17 protein-coding genes and 1 pseudogene are annotated in these 15,388 nt (G+C 72.3%); 5 read left to right on the forward strand and 13 right to left on the reverse strand.

Features of this window, described 5'->3' with window-relative positions:
- Positions 1-7 precede the first annotated feature (7 nt).
- From ACIDOCELLA78_RS94980 to ACIDOCELLA78_RS94995, 4 genes and pseudogenes are all read right to left on the reverse strand, one after another.
- Entirely contained in the window at positions 8-2,164 is a 2,157-nt protein-coding gene (locus tag ACIDOCELLA78_RS94980; protein ID WP_249676638.1) for an AsmA family protein, read from the reverse strand.
- Positions 2,149-2,700, reverse strand: coding sequence for an AsmA family protein (locus tag ACIDOCELLA78_RS94985; RefSeq protein ID WP_249676656.1), 552 nt, complete (start codon positions 2,698-2,700; stop codon positions 2,149-2,151). Before ACIDOCELLA78_RS94985 ends, ACIDOCELLA78_RS94980 begins: the two co-directional genes overlap by 16 nt.
- Positions 2,701-2,763: 63 nt before the next feature.
- A pseudogene (locus tag ACIDOCELLA78_RS94990) lies at positions 2,764-4,661 on the reverse strand (hypothetical protein).
- A 5-nt stretch (positions 4,662-4,666) separates the two neighbouring features.
- A complete protein-coding gene (locus ACIDOCELLA78_RS94995; RefSeq protein WP_201729643.1) occupies positions 4,667-5,686 on the reverse strand; it encodes a mitochondrial fission ELM1 family protein in 1,020 nt (339 codons plus the stop codon).
- Between the two features lie 118 nt (positions 5,687-5,804).
- On the opposite strand from ACIDOCELLA78_RS94995, the gene ACIDOCELLA78_RS95000 reads away from it, so the two are divergent.
- Positions 5,805-6,764, forward strand: a complete 960-nt coding sequence (locus ACIDOCELLA78_RS95000) for a succinylglutamate desuccinylase/aspartoacylase family protein (protein WP_201729644.1) — start codon at positions 5,805-5,807, stop codon at positions 6,762-6,764.
- Positions 6,765-6,777: 13 nt separating this feature from the next.
- Here the strand turns inward: ACIDOCELLA78_RS95000 and ACIDOCELLA78_RS95005 are convergent, their stop codons facing one another.
- The 3 genes from ACIDOCELLA78_RS95005 to ACIDOCELLA78_RS95015 are packed head-to-tail and all read right to left on the reverse strand — an operon-like array spanning position 6,778 to position 9,256.
- The gene (locus ACIDOCELLA78_RS95005; protein WP_201729645.1) at positions 6,778-7,659 is read right to left on the reverse strand and encodes a phosphatidylcholine/phosphatidylserine synthase; all 882 of its coding nucleotides are present in this window, start codon (positions 7,657-7,659) and stop codon (positions 6,778-6,780) included.
- Positions 7,656-8,345, reverse strand: a complete 690-nt coding sequence (locus ACIDOCELLA78_RS95010) for a phosphatidylserine decarboxylase (RefSeq protein WP_201729646.1) — start codon at positions 8,343-8,345, stop codon at positions 7,656-7,658. The genes ACIDOCELLA78_RS95005 and ACIDOCELLA78_RS95010 overlap by 4 nt, the downstream gene beginning before the upstream one ends.
- A gap of 56 nt (positions 8,346-8,401) precedes the next feature.
- Positions 8,402-9,256, reverse strand: a complete 855-nt coding sequence (locus tag ACIDOCELLA78_RS95015) for an Ig-like domain-containing protein (protein ID WP_249676659.1) — start codon at positions 9,254-9,256, stop codon at positions 8,402-8,404.
- 323 nt (positions 9,257-9,579) lie between these two features.
- Between ACIDOCELLA78_RS95015 and ACIDOCELLA78_RS95020 the strand changes: the two genes are divergently transcribed.
- Positions 9,580-10,164, forward strand: a complete 585-nt coding sequence (locus ACIDOCELLA78_RS95020) for a TIGR00730 family Rossman fold protein (RefSeq protein WP_201729647.1) — start codon at positions 9,580-9,582, stop codon at positions 10,162-10,164.
- Here the strand turns inward: ACIDOCELLA78_RS95020 and ACIDOCELLA78_RS95025 are convergent.
- From ACIDOCELLA78_RS95025 to hisG, 6 genes are all read right to left on the reverse strand, one after another.
- Positions 10,119-10,313: a DNA gyrase inhibitor YacG gene (locus ACIDOCELLA78_RS95025; RefSeq protein WP_201729648.1), complete on the reverse strand. Its 195-nt coding sequence runs from the start codon at positions 10,311-10,313 to the stop codon at positions 10,119-10,121. The two genes, ACIDOCELLA78_RS95020 and ACIDOCELLA78_RS95025, sit on opposite strands and share 46 nt — an antisense overlap.
- A complete protein-coding gene (locus tag ACIDOCELLA78_RS95030; protein WP_201729649.1) occupies positions 10,310-11,182 on the reverse strand; it encodes a ribonuclease E/G in 873 nt (290 codons plus the stop codon). The genes ACIDOCELLA78_RS95025 and ACIDOCELLA78_RS95030 overlap by 4 nt, the downstream gene beginning before the upstream one ends.
- Positions 11,179-11,745: a nucleoside triphosphate pyrophosphatase gene (locus ACIDOCELLA78_RS95035; protein WP_201729650.1), complete on the reverse strand. Its 567-nt coding sequence runs from the start codon at positions 11,743-11,745 to the stop codon at positions 11,179-11,181. Before ACIDOCELLA78_RS95035 ends, ACIDOCELLA78_RS95030 begins: the two co-directional genes overlap by 4 nt.
- A 13-nt stretch (positions 11,746-11,758) precedes the next feature.
- Positions 11,759-11,962 carry a translation initiation factor IF-1 gene (gene infA, locus ACIDOCELLA78_RS95040; RefSeq protein ID WP_201729651.1) on the reverse strand — a complete coding sequence of 68 codons (204 nt, stop codon included), beginning with the start codon at positions 11,960-11,962 and terminating at the stop codon, positions 11,759-11,761.
- A 66-nt stretch (positions 11,963-12,028) separates the two neighbouring features.
- Entirely contained in the window at positions 12,029-13,339 is a 1,311-nt protein-coding gene (gene hisD, locus ACIDOCELLA78_RS95045) for a histidinol dehydrogenase (RefSeq protein WP_201729652.1), read from the reverse strand.
- Entirely contained in the window at positions 13,336-14,031 is a 696-nt protein-coding gene (hisG, locus tag ACIDOCELLA78_RS95050) for an ATP phosphoribosyltransferase (RefSeq protein WP_201729658.1), read from the reverse strand. Before hisG ends, hisD begins: the two co-directional genes overlap by 4 nt.
- 89 nt (positions 14,032-14,120) lie before the next feature.
- Between hisG and ACIDOCELLA78_RS95055 the strand changes: the two genes are divergently transcribed.
- The 3 genes from ACIDOCELLA78_RS95055 to ACIDOCELLA78_RS95065 form a co-directional block, all read left to right on the forward strand.
- Positions 14,121-14,939, forward strand: coding sequence for a hydroxymethylglutaryl-CoA lyase (locus tag ACIDOCELLA78_RS95055; RefSeq protein WP_249676662.1), 819 nt, complete (start codon positions 14,121-14,123; stop codon positions 14,937-14,939).
- Entirely contained in the window at positions 14,891-15,040 is a 150-nt protein-coding gene (locus ACIDOCELLA78_RS95060) for a hypothetical protein (protein ID WP_249676665.1), read from the forward strand. Before ACIDOCELLA78_RS95055 ends, ACIDOCELLA78_RS95060 begins: the two co-directional genes overlap by 49 nt.
- 10 nt (positions 15,041-15,050) lie before the next feature.
- Positions 15,051-15,388, forward strand: a 338-nt coding sequence (locus tag ACIDOCELLA78_RS95065) for a CoA transferase (protein ID WP_201729653.1), incomplete at its 3' end; no start/stop codon positions are given.

Below are 15,388 nucleotides of genomic sequence, written 5' to 3' on the forward strand. Positions count from 1 at the left end.
GGCGCCATCAGTGGAACAGCGACTGAAGCAGATTCTGCGGCCCGCTCACCGCGCCGGGGGATTTGCCGCCGCCGCCGGCACTCCCGTGGCTCCCGCCGGCTGCAAGACCCACCGTGGTCGGCGCCGGGCCTGGATGTCCCATCCGCGCGAGCGCCAGCGCGGTGGTGCAGCCTTGCGGCCTCGCGGTGTGCGGGGCGAGCCCGAGCTGGCGGGTGAGCCGCCCGAACAGGGTTTGCCCGCCGCCGACCCGCTGGCCGGCCGCGGCGATCGCCTGCGCGTAGTCGCCGGCCGGTGCCGCGCCGGTCACCGGGCGGCCGAGCGTCCCGGTGATTGCGAGCGGGATCGGCGTTGCCGCGCCACCGATCGTGGTCTGCGGCTTCAGCACGACGTTCAGCCCCTCGGTCGCGAGGTCGACGCTGCCGCCGCCGGTCATGAACAGGCGGCTCGAATCGAGGGTGAGCGCGCGGATGCGGGCGAGGCCGTTGGTCGTGTCGATCCGGGTCGCGAAGCAGCGCAGCTGTACGGGCCCCTGCGCGCCGGCGATGCCCGCCGGCAGGCCGGCGGCGGTGAGCAGGTGATCGAGCAGCGCGCCGTCGATCTCGCCATTCACCGTCGAGACGCCGAGCGTGCCGTTCAGGGACGCGGCGATGTCATGCGCGGTCGAGCCCGCGCCGGCCAGATTGGCGTAAAGCTGAACCGTCGCCGAGGCGGAGCCGGGCTCGCCGAGCAGCCGGAGCAGCGGCCCGAGGCGGAAGGCCGGCGCCTGCTCGACGAGGCGGATGGAGGGTGGGTTGCTGGCGGCGTTGACCATCAGCGCGCCGGAGACCGGGCCGCCCGGCAGTTCGCCGCTGATCGGCCGCACGGTCAGCACGCCGTTGCGCAGCAGCGCATGCGCGGTGAGCGCCTGATAATTCGCCCCGGCATAGGTGAGCTTGTCGATCGTCAGCTCGACATTGCCATCCGCGGCGCGCAGCAGGTTGAAGGGCAGGGGCGCGGTGGGGATGACCCCGGTGCTGCCGGCCGGGTTGGCCGGCGCCGGCGCCGGGTGGGGCTGGCCGGCCGGTGCTGGCGTCGGGCTGGCGCCGGATGAAGCCGGCGGGGCTGGACGCTGCCGCGCGGCGCCGAGCAGCCCCGACAGATCGACCCGCGAGGCATGGATCACCGCCTGCAGGTCCGGCCGCGGGCCGAGGGTCAGGCTGAACGCGCCGCCGAACTGTGCCTGGGTCGAGCTGACCGCAAGGCCATTGAGCGCCACGGCGCGGGTCAGGCTCTGGCCGCCGGGATCGGTCAGCAGGCCGGAAATGCCGATATTGGTCCAGGCCGGAAGTTCCGCGCCCGCGAGATCGGACAGTTTCGCGAGATTGGGGATGGTCGCGCTGAGCTTCATCGCCACACCGGCGAGTTTCGAGGGTGAGGCCATGCCGCCGGCGACATTGAACAGCGCCTTGCCGACGCGGGCGGCGGCGCTGATCGTGAAGCGCTCGGCCGGCGCCCCCGGCAGGGGTGGCTTCGCCGGCATGCCCAGTGCGGCGTCGAGCACCGGGCCGACCGGCCCGGCCTTGCCCTCAAGACCGACCTGGCTGCCCTGATAGCTGCCGGCGAGCGCCACATTCACCGCCCGGTCGAGCGCCGGCAGGGTGATGTTCAGCGAGCGCAGCGACAGGCCCTTGCGCCAGGTGGTGAGGTCGGACGTGCCGGCGGTGAGGCTAACATTGGTGACCGCCGGCATCGCTCCCTCGACCGGCGGGCGGAGATCCGCGCGCAGGTCGACCTTCTGCAGCGGCGGCAGGTCGGCCCGCGCGGCGGCGGGCAGATAGGCGGCGAGCGGCGCGAGATCCGGTGCGGTCGCGTGCAGGTGCAACGCATAGCCGTCCGCCTTGCGGGGATGCGCGATCCGGCCGGTGATGTGCAGTTGCGCGCCCTGGCCGCTTACCGTCAGGTCCACCGGCCAGGGCGCGCCGCCGGCGGCGCTGCCGGTGAGCCGTGAAACCGGCCCCGTGGTGCCGGATATGCTGAACGGCGTGCCGTTATACTGCGCGTCGATCGACAGCAGCAGCGGCGAATCGAGCGAGGCGGCGCTGCCGCTGAACCGCGCGATGTGCAGCACGGTGGGGCGCTGCGCGGTGAGGGCGGCCGGCGCGCCGCCGCTCAGCGGGACGAGCACGGTGGAGGGGTGATAGGTGATGGTGCCGTTCTCGATCGAGACCGATTGCAGGGCGAGGCCGGCCCCGCTGCCCGCCTGGCCGGCCGCACCGCCGGTTGCCCCGCTGCTCCGCCGCCCGCCCCGCCGCCGGGGCCAAGCTCCCAGTTCGGCGTGCCGGTTGGCCCGTATTCGAGATTGATCACCGGATCGACCAGAACGAGATCGAGGATGTTGAGCTGGTGGCGCAGCAGCGGCAGCAGCGCCACCTTGGCTTCGATACGCCGCAGCGTGGCGAAATCGGCGTCGGCATAGCCGGGCGGATTGGCGATGGTGATGCCCGAGGCGGAAATCGTCGGCACCAGCGACAGGTTCATCCGCAGCCGCCCGTCGATGGTGACGGGCCGGTGCAGCATCCGCTCGGCGGCGGCGATCACCTGCGGCTTGTAGCTGTTGGGATCGAAGCTCGCGAGGAATAGGCCGATGACCGCGAGCGGTGCCAGAATGACGATCGCGACTGCGATGACCGCGACGCGCCGAAAGGTCCGTCTTGCCTGCATGATGACCCGGATACGCCAAAACCGCGATCGTTGCGAGGGCAGAGCCTCAGGATTGCGCTGAATTCAGAACCCGAACATGTGATCGAACGAAAACGCGCCACCGCCGAGGTGAGCGCCGTCGTGCTTGCCGTGATAGCCGAACAGCCGGCAGGTCGTATCGCGGATGATCACATAGCCGCCGGCCGCGCGCGCCAGTGCCGCGGCGCCGAAGATCCGCCAAGGCTCGACAATGGCCGAGCCGGAGCAGGCGATGGCGAGGTTCTGCTCGGCCACCACGCGGCCTTCGGCGTCGTGCAGGATCAGCATCGTGGCGGAGTGCGGATGCCAGGCGGCGGAGGCGGGATAGGTCAGCACGCAGAAGCTCGGCCGCGACGCGCTGCCGAGATCGAGGAACAGCCGGGTCGAGAGGCCGGGCGGCGGGCCGGAATAGGATTGCGGCTCGCCCTTCCAGGTCATCAGCGTGTTGAAGACATGCGCGCCGAAGCTGGTTTCGGCGGCGTGCGACCCGTCCCGCGCCTCGTAGCGGAACAGCCCGTGCAGCCAGCCATCGGCCTCGCCGCCGTCGGTGAAGTCGTAGACCAGCTCGCCATGGCCGCCCTCGGGCAGCGCGTCCGCCGGCAGCACGTCGTCGAGATCGATGGCGCAGGCATGGTCGCGCGGGAGCGTGCCGGGGCGGTGTTCGGCGATCTTGCTGCCGTCGGGGGCGAAGATGTCGAGGCGGAGCGGCAGGTTGGCCTGGGTGTGCGCCATCGGCGTCGGCAGTGCTGCCGAGCGGAACCGCTCCCGCGGCAGGATCGGGAAGGGGAGCAGAAAACCGCGGCCGAGCAGCGGCGAGAGGGAGCGGATCGCCGGATCGGGGCGGAGGTCGGCGCGCTCGACATTCATGTGGGCGATACGGGCGCGCCCAGCGCGAACGACTTCGTAACGCGGCCGCACCACATGGCGGCCGGCGCGCAGCTCGATCTGCGCCGGCCAGCGCAGCCCGGGCAGCAGTTCGGCGACGTCGATCGCCCGCGTCGCGAAGGGGGCGATCGGCTCGGCCAGCGTAACGGGCGCCTCGGCGCCCATCCGGTCGAGGCCGATGGCGCCGGCGGGGATCGGCACGGCGTGGCTGTTCTGCAGCCAGAGGATCACCGTCTCGTCCTCGCGCGGGCGGGCAGACCGGCGAAGCGCTCGGAGGGCCAGGCATTGGCGTCGTGCGTGCAGGACAGGCTCGCCCCGTTGCCGGTCGCGTTCGTGTCGAGCGCGTATTTCACCACGTCGTGCCCGGCGACGCCGATGGCGTGGATGAAGAGCTGGCCGGTGAACGGGCCGAGCCCGTGCGCGCGGCGCACCTCGGCGCTGTCGATGCGGATGGTGCCGGCATGGTCGGGCAGCGCGCGCTCGAATTCGGCGAGCACCGCGCCCGCGGCGTCGAACAGGCGGCACCACAGGCGCACGCCCTGCGCGCCATAGCCATGCCAGTAATTCGCGGTGACGAGGCTGGTGGTCATCGCGTCGTCATCGCGGAAGAAGGCGAAATTGGTGGCGAAGTTCAGCGGGTCGAGATAGCGGCGGCGGTTGGTCAGCAGCCGGTCGGGCAGGCGCACCTCGTCGAGGGTGAGGATATCGGCGCCAGGCAGCAGGGCGGCCAGCCGGTCGGCCAGGCGGCGGGCGTCGAAGGCGGCGATCAGCACGGTGGCCGGGGCCGCGGCGATGAGGTCGGTCAGCGGCCGGGCGGGAAAGCCGCCCCGGTTCTCGCCGATCGCCAGCGTGTCGTGAACGTAGACGGCATCGACCGCGAAATCCGGCGCCAGGGCGCGCAGCGGCGCGAAAATGCGCTCGGGATCGTAGACCGCGACCGGCCCGGCGGCGAGGCGCGCGGCGAGGCGCTCCAGCGCCGCGGCGGCCAGTGGATGCGCGAGCGCCTTGTAGACCGCGTTGCCGCCGCGGACATTGTCGAACGTGTCGATCTCGAGCATCGCGGTCAGACTCCCAGCATCCGGCGCAGCTCGGCGGCGGCCATCGGCGTGTCGTTCAGCGCGGAGGTGGCCCAGCTCAGCAGCTTGCCCTCGAAATTCCGGGCGCGGCCGCAGGCGACCATATCGTCCATGAAGGCGCCGATGCGGGTGGATTTCCCGGGCAGGCGCGCGATCATCACCGGCGCGTCGGTGGCCACCGCCTCGGAGACCATCGAGACGGAATCCCCCGTCACCACGATCGCGTCGGCGACGGCGAGCATGCCGAAATAGGGGTTCTCGCCCTGCATGTCCCAGATCCAGGCGCCGCGCGGGCGCAGCGCCTCGTCGAGAATGGCGCGGGCGGCGGGCTCGGTGCGGCGCGAAGGGGTCAGCATCAGCCCGACGCGGTCGCGATCCATCATCCGGGCGAGCTGCTCGGCGAGGGTGCGCGCCGCCGCGGTGTCGAGCCGGTAGCGGCCGTTGGAGCCCCCCACCAGCACGGCGACGAGCGGGCGCGGCAGGGAGGCGAAATGCGGCGCCCAGAGCGCGCGTTCGAGGGCGAGGCGCTCCGGCGTCACGCGGTGCAGCGCGGTGCGGGTGACGATGACGTTCGGGCCGGTCAGCCCGTCATGTTTCGCGGCCACCACGGCGTCGAACCGGCCGGCATCCATGCGCGGGTGCTGGATGATCACCGCCGGAAGGTTCGGCCGGCGCAGCGTCGCCAGCACGCGGGCGGCGGCACCGCCGGCGCCGAGCATCAGGTCGCCCTCCGGTGGGGCGAGGGCGGCGGCGTCGATCGCGCAGCGCGGATCGGGCCAGAGCATGGGCGAAAACAGGGTCCAGGGGCGCTTCGGCGCGATGACCCGGAAATCGGTGCGGAATCCGGCCGCTTCCGCGAGGCCCAGGGCCTGGGAGCGGAGACCGGCGAGGTCGGTGCACAGGACGCGGGCGGTGACCGGAGCGGCCTGTCCGTCGGCGGTGGCATGGGGTGCGGCCATGAGAGTCGGCGCGGCTTGCATCGCGGCGTTTTCGGGCCAGCGGGACATTTCGTCAACACACGTCGAACGGTTGCGAGATTTTCATCTCTGGGTAGAGTGGGGCCATGGCGACACCGGCCCCGAAGCAAGCCCGCCGCGTTCGGCCAGAACGGCCGTTGCCGCCGCGATGAGCGGGGGGGTATCGTTGCCGCGGTTCGAGGTGCGGCTGACCCCGCCGGATCTCGCGGCATGGCTGCCCGGCAACACGGGCATTCCCGGTTTCTCCACCTTCGCCGCCGCGCGCGCCGGGCCGCATGTGCTGGTGCTGTGCCTGATGCATGGCAACGAAATCGCCGGCGCGGTGGTGCTGGATGCGCTGCTGCGCGAAGGGTTGCGGCCCGCCTGCGGGCGGCTGACGCTCGGCTTTGTCAACATCGCCGCCTATCGGCGGTTCGATCCGGACAACCCGGTCGCCTCGCGCTTCGTCGACGAGGATCTGAACCGGGTGTGGGACCAGGCGACTCTGGAGGGGCCGCGCCGCTCCGCCGAGCTTGACCGCGCCCGCGAGATCTGGCCGCTGATCGCCGGGGCGGACATGGTGCTCGACCTGCATTCGATGCTATGGCCGTCCGACCCGCTGGTGCTGTGCGGCCAGGGCGCGCGCGGCCGGGCGCTGGCGATGGCGATGGGCACGCCGGCGCTGGTGGTTGCCGATGGCGGCCATGCCGGCGGCCGCCGGCTGATCGACCATCCACGCTTCCTCGCCGCGGCGGGCGATGCCGCGGCGGTGCTGGTCGAGGCCGGGCAGCACTGGCAGGAGGACACGGTGCGGCAGATGCGCGCGAGCGTCGACGCCGTGCTGGCCCATGCCGGCATGATCGGGAAGGTGGCGCCATGCGCGGCGCCGTCCGTGGCGCCACGCTTCGCCGAGGTGTCGCGGGTGGTGACCGCCAATACCGGCCGCTTCGCCTTCGTCCGGCCGTTCCGCGGCGGCGAGGTGATCCGCCGGCGGGACACGCTGCTGGCGCGCGACGGCACGGCGGAAATCCGCACCCCGCACGATGACTGCCTGCTGATCATGCCGAGCCTGCGGACCGGCCGCGGGCATACCGCCGTTCGGCTCGCGCGCTTCGCCGAGCCGGCCTGAAGGGACGGGCGGGCTATTCCTTCGCGCCTTCGTCCATCCCCTGCCGGCGCCGTGCCTCGGCCTCGGCCTGCAGCCGGCGGAAGCTGCGGCGGCTGAACGGCAGCATGCCGAGATAGGCGAGCACCAGCAGCGACAGGCCGAGCCAGGGATCGGCCAGCAGCACCGCGGCGGCGACGATCACCCCGAGCAGGATGGCGATGACGTGTTGCGGCGGCACCTTGAAATTCTTGAAATTCCAGACCGGCAGCGTCGAGATGCAGAGCAGCGCGGTGCCGGTCAGCACCAGTGCGCTCAGTTCCGGCGCCTGGGCCAGCCGGTCGAGCCCGTCGCCGCCATGCCGCACGGCCTCGAGGCCGAGATAGATCGGCAGCAGCGCGATCGCGGCGCCCGCCGGCGCCGGCACGCCGGTGAAGAAATTGGCGGCGAAGCGGAACGCCGGCAGATGGCCGTCCGCCTCGCGCGGGAGCGCGTCGATCGCCGCGTTGAAGCGGGCGAGGCGCAGCGCCATGCAGGCGGTGTAGACCAGCGGCGGCAGATAGCCGAAGGCGCCCCAGTCGCTGAGCGACCAGAGATAGAGCACCAGCGCCGGGGCGATCCCGAAGCAGAGAAAATCCGACAGGCTGTCGAACTCCGCGCCGAAGCGCGACGTGGCCTTGAGCAGGCGGGCGAGCCGGCCATCGAGCCCGTCGATCACGCCGGCGACGGCGATGGCGATCACCGCGGCGCCGAAGCGCTGTTCGAGGGCAAAGCGGATCGCGCTGAACCCCACGCAGAGGCCCGCAAGGGTCAGCAGGTTCGGCAGCATGCGGTTGAAGCTCATGCCGCGCAGGCGGGGGCGGCGCGGCGGCCGGCGCCGGGGCATGGCGAAGAGCGGCGGCTTTTCCGCCCCGCTCATGCGCCGTCTTGCGGGACGGCGCGCGGCAGCAGCCCCATCACCGTCTCGCCGCCGACCATGCGCTGGCCGACCGCGACCAGCGGCACCGTGCCGGGCGGCAGATAGAGATCGGTGCGGCTGCCGAAGCGGATGATGCCGAAGCGCGCGCCGGTTTCCACCCGGTCGCCCTCGTGCACGTCGCACAGGATACGCCGCGCGATCAGCCCGGCGATCTGCACCACCGCGATCGCGGCGCCGGATTCCAGCCGGATGGCGAGGGCGTTGCGCTCGTTCTCCTCGGCCTCCTTCGCCGCCGCGTTCACGAACTTGCCGTGGCGATAGGAGATGCGGGTGACGATGCCGGCCATCGGCACGCGGTTCACATGCACGTCGAGCACCGAGAGGAAAGTGGCGATGCGCGGCATCATCACCGCCGGCAGGCCGAGTTCGGGCGGCGGCAGCGCCTCGTCGATGATGACGACGCGGCCATCCGCCGGGGCGAGCATCGCATCAGGCCGGGCGGGCGGCACGCGCGCCGGGTCGCGGAAGAAATACAGGCAGAACAGCGCGAAGAGCGCGCCGAGCCAGGCCAGCCAGCCGGCGGTGAGAAGGCCGAGCAGGAAAACCGCCAGCCCGGCGGCGATGAAGGGCCGCCCGGCGCGGTGCGGCGGCACCAGAGCGGCGCGCAGGGAGTCGATGATGTCCATTCCGGGGTTATGGCGAGCGGCGCGGGGCCTTGCAAGAACGCCCCCGCCGCCACGGCTCAGCTCGTGCCGGCCGGCGCGGGCGCCGCCCGTGGCGCCTGGGGTGCCGGCGGCGCGGCGGGCCTGGCCGGTGCGGCGGGTTCCGCCGCCCTGCCGGGCGCTTGCGGCAGCAGGAAGCGCTGGCCGGGATAGACCAGGTTGGGATCGCGGATGCTGGCCTCGTTCGCCCGGTAGATCATGGTGTAGTCGATGCCGCGGCCATAGACGCGCCGGGCGATCAGCCACAGGCATTCGCCGCGCGCGACGACGACCTCGTGCGGCGCCACCTTGCCGAGCGGGCGCGGGGCATAGGCGGTCTTCATCTCGCCGATGATGCCGCCCTTGGCGTCCCGCGCCTTGAGGCTGAAGGTACCCGGCTTCGCCGGCATGTGGCCGACCTTCATGGTCCAGCGGCCATCCGGCCCGGTGGTCGCGCTGCCGAGCTTCTTGCCGTCGAGCGAGAGCGAGACGGTGGCGCCGGGTTTGGCCGTGCCGGCGATCACGGCCTTGCCGCTGGCGCCGTAATCGACCGAGCCGATGCCGAGCGTGCCGGGCGCCGGGCCCTGGCCGCTCAGGACGCGGGAGGGCTTGCCGCCATTCCCGGCGAGCACGGCCAGCGGCCCCTCGTTCGGCGCGGCGGGCACGGCGACGGTGACATCGCGCTGGCTCGTCCGCGTGCCGCCGCCGGGAGTCGCCTCGGCGAGGGCGAGCTGCTGGCCCCCGGCCGGGAGCGGATGCGCGGTGACGAAGGCGAAGCTGCCCGAACCGTCCGCCTTGACGGTGCCGATCGTCCGCCCGTTGGCGGTGATGGTGACGGTGGCGCCCGGTGCCGCGTGCCCGGCGATCACCGCGTTGCCGCCGGCATCCACCCGCACGGTATCGAAGCTCGGCGCCGCGGGGGGCGCGGGTGCTGCCGGCGCGGCGGGCGCGGCGGCGGGCGCTGGCGCCGCGGCGGGGCGGTTCTGGGCGTGCGGTGGCTGCTCAGCACCGCAAGGCCCAGCACCGCGCAGAGGCCGAGCGCGCCGATCGCAGCGCCCGGCAGCCAGCCGGGCATCCGCGTGCGCGTGCCATCGTTATCGCTGCTGGGGGTCTCGTTTGTGGGCATGTGGAAAACTCTCGATCGCGGTCGCTTGCCTGTCGGGCGTTATCCTGCCACGAGGTCAGGCATCTCGAAAGGTTCTGCGGGTCATTCTCCATTATGAGTCACATTTCGGTCACGGTATTTTGCGGGTCATCCCCCGGCGCGGCACCTGATTACCTCGCGGCGGCGCGCGATCTCGGCGCGGGGCTGGCCGCGCGGGGCATGACACTGGTCTTCGGCGGCGGCAATGTCGGGCTGATGGGGGCGACGGCCGGGGCGGCCCTCGGCGCCGGCGGCGCGGTGACCGGCATCATCCCCGATTTCCTGCGCGCCCGCGAGGTCGAGTTTCCCGGCCTGACCGAGCTGATCGTCACCGACACGATGCACACCCGCAAGCGGCGCATGTTCGCGCGGGCGGATGCGTTCGTCGTGCTGCCGGGCGGGATCGGCACGCTGGACGAGCTGATGGAAATCCTCACCTGGAAGCAGCTCGGCCGCCACGCCAAGCCGATCCTGCTGATCGACATCCGCGGCTGGGCCAGCCGGGTCGCGGCGCTGATCGATGGCGTGATCGAGGATGGTTTCGCCCGGCCGCCGGTGCGCGAGCTGTTCGAGACGGTGCCGGACGTGCCGGCCGCACTCGCCCGGCTCGAGACCTATTCGGAATCGGTCAACGGCGCCTCGTCGCTCGGCAACCTGTAATCCTCGCCGAACCAGCGGCCGAGATCGACCGCGCGGCACCGCGCCGAGCAGAACGGGCGGTGCGCCGCCTGCGCCTTCTGGCCGCAGATCGGGCAGGCGCCGGCGGGCTTGCGGCGGGGGCGGCTTGCGGGAGCCGGTTCGTCGGTCATGGCGGCAGCTCGTGCAGCGGCGGGTGGATGCGGGGGCGGCTGATCTCGGCGAAGCCGAGTGCCGAGAAGCCCAGCAGACGCGGGCGGAGCGGATCGCGCGCCAGGGCTGCGGCGAGGTCGGGGGCCAGTTTCGGCCGGGCCGCGGGTTTCATTCCGGCGAAATCGATCAGGATCGCGCCGGCGAGGTTGCGCAGCACGATCTGCCGCGCGAGTTCGGGGATGATCGCGCGGTTGAGCCGCAGCTGCGCGCCCGGCTTGTCGCCCTGCTCGGCGGTGGCGGCACCGGCATCGATATCGATCGCGGTGAGCGCCGGCGTCGGGCAGACCGTGCCGCGCGCGCCCTGCGGCAGCGCAAAGACCGGCTCGGCAAGGCCGGCGATCTCCTCCTCGACCGGGGCGAGGCTGGCCGGATCGTGCGCGACCCCCTCATGCGCGGCCCGCAGCAGCGCCACCAGTTCCCAGTCATCGGCGAGGATCGGCGCGGCTGGATGCGGGGCGCGGAATTCGGCGAGCGGGCCGGGGCCGCGGGCGAGCAGGCCGGGCTTCGCGCCGGGGGCGACGTCTTGCGCCAGCGCGAGGCGCGGGCCCTTGCCGCCCTGGGGGGCGCGGGTGATCCGCACCGCGACGGGATCGCCCTCGGCGAGATGTTTGCCGCCCGCGCTGTCGGGCAGGAAGCCGGACCTGCTGCCGAGATCGACGAACACGCCGCCGAGCGCGGGGGCGCGGGCGGTGATCCGGCCCGAGCAGAGATCGCCGACGCCATCCGGCGCGTCGGGCCGCCAGCGCGTATAGCCGGCGAGGCGGCCGGAGTGGGTGAGGGCGAGATGCACCGTGCCGCCGCGCAGCCCGGCGCGGATGACGGCGTTCATGCCCGCCAGCCGAGGCCGCGCAGCAGGTTCAGCGTTTCGTGCAGGGGCAGGCCGACCACGCCGGAATGCGAGCCGGCGAGAAAATCGACGAACCCCGCGGCGCGCCCCTGGATCGCGTAGCCGCCGGCCTTGCCGCGCCATTCGCCGCTGGCGAGATAGGCCTCGGCGCTCTCGCGGTCGAGCCGGGCGAAGCCGACGCTGGTCAGCACGTTGCGCGCGGCGACGCGCCCATCCGGCCCGCGGACGGCGACGGCGGAATACACCCGGTGGCGGCGGCCGGACAGCAGGTCGAGACAGCGTCTCGCCTCGGCCTCGGTTTCGGTTTTCGGCAGGATGCGGCGGCCGAGGGCGACGACGGTATCGGCGGCGAGGACGAAGACCCCCGGCGCGGTGACGGCAGCGAGCTTCCCCGCCGCCATGCGCGCGGCGTAGAGCCGGGGCGGTTCCGCCTTTTGCGGGGTTTCGTCGATATCGGGGGAGATCACCGAATCGGGGATGATGCCGAGCTGGCGCAGCAGGTCGAGCCTGCGGGGGCTCGACGACGCCAGGATCAGGTCGGCCACGCGGCGGTCCGGCTTACTTGAAGCGGAAGGTGATCCGGCCCTTGGTCAGATCATAGGGCGTCATTTCGACGTTGACGCGGTCGCCGGCCAGCACGCGGATGCGGTTCTTGCGCATCTTGCCGCTCGTATGGGCGAGAATGACGTGGTCGTTGTCGAGTTTCACCCGGAACATCGCGTTCGGGAGCAGCTCCGCGACGGTGCCGCTGAACTCGATCATGTCTTCTTTGACATCAAGCCTCGATAAAAATTTGCAACATGCGATCCAAATGAGCCGATGGCGCGTTCAGGTCAAGTTTTCCGCGCGGTTGCGGGTCAGCCTTGCGCGGATGGAACGGGCATGGCCGTCGAGACTCTCGGCCACTGCCAGCGTCGCCGCGGCCGGGCCGATGGCGGCCATCGCCGCCGGATCGAGAGCGACGAAGGTGGTGCGCTTGAGGAAGTCGAACACCGACAGGCCGGAGGAGAACCGCGCCGTGCCGCCGGTCGGCAGCACGTGGTTGGGCCCGGCGACATAGTCGCCGATCGCGGTCGGCGCGTCGGCGCCGAGAAAGGCGGCGCCGGCATGGCGGATGCGGGCGAAAACCGCCTCCGGGTCGGCCGTCATCACCTGGAGATGCTCGGAGGCGACGCGGTTGGCGATGTCGGCCGCCTCGTCGAGGTCGCGGGCGATGATGATCGCGCCATGGGCGACGAGCGAGGCGGCGGCGATCGAGGCGCGGGGCAGGGTTTCCAGTGCGCGGGCGATCTCCGCGGCGACCGCGTCGGCCAGCGCCGCATCGTCGGTGACGAGGAGCGACTGCGCCGCCTCGTCGTGCTCGGCCTGGGCGATCATGTCGAGCGCGACGCGCCACGGGTCCTGCCCGGCATCGGCGATGATCAGCACCTCGGAGGGGCCGGCGATGGAATCGATGCCGACCTGCCCGAACACCTGCCGCTTCGCCTCGGCGACGAAGGCGTTGCCGGGGCCGACGATGCGGTCGACCGGGGCGATGGCCTCGGTGCCATAGGCGAGGGCGGCGACGGCCTGCGCACCGCCGACGCGGTAGATCTCGGCCACCCCGGCGCGGCGCGCGGCGGCGAGGACGAGATCGTTCATCTGCCCGTCCGGCGTCGGCACGCACATGGCGATCCGCCCGACGCCGGCGACACGGGCGGGAATCGCGTTCATCAGCACTGAGGAGGGGTAGGACGCCTTGCCCCCCGGCACGTAGAGCCCGACGGCGTCGAGCGGCCCCCAGCGCAGGCCGAGCCGCGCGCCGGCGGCATCGGTGAAGGCGATGTCCTGCGGCAGCTGGGCGCGGTGGAACGCCTCGATCCGGGTCGCGGCGAGGTCGATCGCCTCAAGTTGTTCGGCGCTGACGCGGGCGCAGGCGGCGTCGATCTCGGCGGCACTCACCCGCAGGGTTTCGGGCGTGAGGGGAAAGCGGTCGTAGCGGCGGGTGAGGTCGATCAGCGCGGCGTCGCCCTCGGCGCGCACCCGGGCGATGATCGCGGCGACCGGGGCGGCGACGTCGGTGGCGCTGGCGCGGTCGCTGGCCAGGGCGGCGAGGGCGGCGGCGAAGCCGGGGGCGGCGGCGTCGAGGCGGCGGATCATGCGGCGGCCAGCGCGTCGCGGAAGCGGGCGATCCAGTGGGCGATCGCCTCCGGCCGCGTCTTCAGCGCGGTGCGGTTGACGATCAGCCGCGAGGTGACGTGGGCGATGGTCTCGGTCTCGACGAGGCCGTTGGCCTTCAGCGTCGAGCCGGTCTGCACCAGGTCGACGATCAGGCGCGACAGGCCGAGACCCGGGGCGAGTTCCATCGCGCCGTTCAGCGCCACGATCTCGGCCTGGATGCCGCGCGCGGCGAAATGGCGGCGGGTGATGTTGGGGTATTTGCTGGCGACGCGCACGCGCGAGAGGCGGCTGAAATCGGTGCGCCCGGCGGCGTCCGCCGGTTCGGCGACGGCGATGCGGCAGGCGCCGATGCCGAGATCGAGCGGGGCGTAGATTTCCGGATAGTCGAACTCCATCAGCACGTCGGCGCCGCAGATGCCGATTTCGGCGGCGCCGAAGGCGACGAAGGTGGCAACGTCGAAACTGCGCACGCGGATCACGTCCAGTTCGGGGATCGCGGTGTGGAAGCGCAGCCGGCGGCTGCTCTCGTCGGCATAGTCCGGCTCGGGCGCGATGCCCGCGGCGGCGAGCAGCGGCGCGCATTCCTTGAGAATGCGGCCCTTGGGCAGGGCGAGGACGAGTCCGTTGCTGGCGGCCTCGGCGGCGATCGGCGATGGGGTCACGGCGGTCATCGCGCGGGTTCGTAGCATTGCCGGCGCGCCCTGCCAAACCCGGCGGCGCGGGGCTTGTCCCTTCGGTGCTGTGGGCGCAGATTGCGGCCATGAGCGAACACGTGATGATCTGCGAGGTCGGCCCGCGCGACGGGCTGCAGATAGCCAAGTCGAGACTGGAAACCGGGGCCAAATGCCGCTGGATCGCCGCGATGGCGCAAGCCGGGCTGAAAGAGATCGAGGTCGGCAGTTTCGTGCCGCCGAAGCTGATTCCGCAGATGGCCGATACCGAGGCGGTGGTGCGCTTCGCGAAGGAGATTCCGGGGCTCGTCGTCGTCGCGCTGGCGCCGAACCTGCGCGGGGCGCAGGCGGCGGTGGCGGCCGGGGCGCATCGGGTCAGCATCCCGGTTTCCGTCAGCGAGGGGCATTCGCGCGCCAACCTCAACCGCGCGCCCGACGCGCAGGTGGCGGTGGTCGGCCAGATCGTCGCGTGGATGAAGGACATGGGCAATCCGGCGGAAATCGAGGTCGCCTGCTCGACCGCCTTCGGCTGCTCGATCGACGGCGCGGTGCCCGAGCGCGAGGTGGTGCGCATCGCCGCGGCACTCGCGGAGACGGGCGTCGAGCAGATCGGCCTCGCGGATACGGTGGGCTACGCCAACCCGGCGCAGATCAGGTCGGTCGTGCGGGCGGTGCGGCGCGAGATCGGCCCGGCGCTGCGCGGGCTGCACCTGCACGACACGATGGGCCTCGGCATCGCCAATGCGCTGGCCGGGCTCGACGCCGGGATCCGGGATTTCGACGCGGCGCTGGCCGGGCTGGGCGGCTGCCCGTTCGCGCCGGGGCCTCTGGCAATATCGTCACCGAGGATCTCGTGTTCATGCTGGAGAGCATGGGCTTCGCCACCGGCATCGACCTTGAGGCGCTGATCGCCGCGCGGCGCCTGCTGCACGAGGGGCTGCCGGCCGAGCCGATGCACGGCCAGGTCGCGAAGGCGGGCATTCCGCGCACCTATCGCCAGGCGGCGTGAGGGGCGAGGCATGAGCGGCACACCGCTGGCGGGGCTGCGCGTCGTCGAGTTCGCGCATATGGTGATGGGGCCGACGACCGGGCTGATTCTCGGCGATCTCGGTGCGGACGTGGTGAAGATCGAGCCGATGCCGGTGGGTGACAACACCCGCCGGCTCACCGGCTCGGGAATCGGCTTCTTCACCATGGCGAGCCGCAACAAGCGCAGCGTCATGCTCGACCTGAAATCGCCCGCGGGGCTCGCCGTCGCGCGCGACCTGGTGGCGCGGGCCGATGTGCTGACCGAGAATTTCCGCCCCGGCGCGCTGGAGCGGCTCGGCCTCGGCTACGCGGCCTGCGTGGAGCGGAA

The sequence above is a fragment of the Acidocella sp. C78 genome, assembly GCF_907164655.1.

Bases quoted from the DNA above. Each gene is read 5' to 3' on its own strand.
- ACIDOCELLA78_RS95005 (WP_201729645.1), bottom strand. From the start codon at position 7,659: ATGAGCGGGGCGGAAAAGCCGCCGCTCTTCGCCATGCCCCGGCGCCGG.
- infA (WP_201729651.1), bottom strand. From the start codon at position 11,962: ATGATCGAGTTCAGCGGCACCGTCGCGGAGCTGCTCCCGAACGCGATG.
- ACIDOCELLA78_RS95055 (WP_249676662.1), top strand. From the start codon at position 14,121: ATGAGCGAACACGTGATGATCTGCGAGGTCGGCCCGCGCGACGGGCTG.
- ACIDOCELLA78_RS94995 (WP_201729643.1), bottom strand. From the start codon at position 5,686: ATGTCCCGCTGGCCCGAAAACGCCGCGATGCAAGCCGCGCCGACTCTC.
- ACIDOCELLA78_RS95030 (WP_201729649.1), bottom strand. From the start codon at position 11,182: ATGAACGCCGTCATCCGCGCCGGGCTGCGCGGCGGCACGGTGCATCTC.
- ACIDOCELLA78_RS95020 (WP_201729647.1), top strand. From the start codon at position 9,580: ATGAGTCACATTTCGGTCACGGTATTTTGCGGGTCATCCCCCGGCGCG.
- ACIDOCELLA78_RS94985 (WP_249676656.1), bottom strand. From the start codon at position 2,700: ATGCAGGCAAGACGGACCTTTCGGCGCGTCGCGGTCATCGCAGTCGCG.
- ACIDOCELLA78_RS95025 (WP_201729648.1), bottom strand. From the start codon at position 10,313: ATGACCGACGAACCGGCTCCCGCAAGCCGCCCCCGCCGCAAGCCCGCC.
- ACIDOCELLA78_RS95000 (WP_201729644.1), top strand. From the start codon at position 5,805: ATGAGCGGGGGGGTATCGTTGCCGCGGTTCGAGGTGCGGCTGACCCCG.
- ACIDOCELLA78_RS95010 (WP_201729646.1), bottom strand. From the start codon at position 8,345: ATGGACATCATCGACTCCCTGCGCGCCGCTCTGGTGCCGCCGCACCGC.
- hisG (WP_201729658.1), bottom strand. From the start codon at position 14,031: ATGACCGCCGTGACCCCATCGCCGATCGCCGCCGAGGCCGCCAGCAAC.
- hisD (WP_201729652.1), bottom strand. From the start codon at position 13,339: ATGATCCGCCGCCTCGACGCCGCCGCCCCCGGCTTCGCCGCCGCCCTC.
- ACIDOCELLA78_RS95060 (WP_249676665.1), top strand. From the start codon at position 14,891: ATGCTGGAGAGCATGGGCTTCGCCACCGGCATCGACCTTGAGGCGCTG.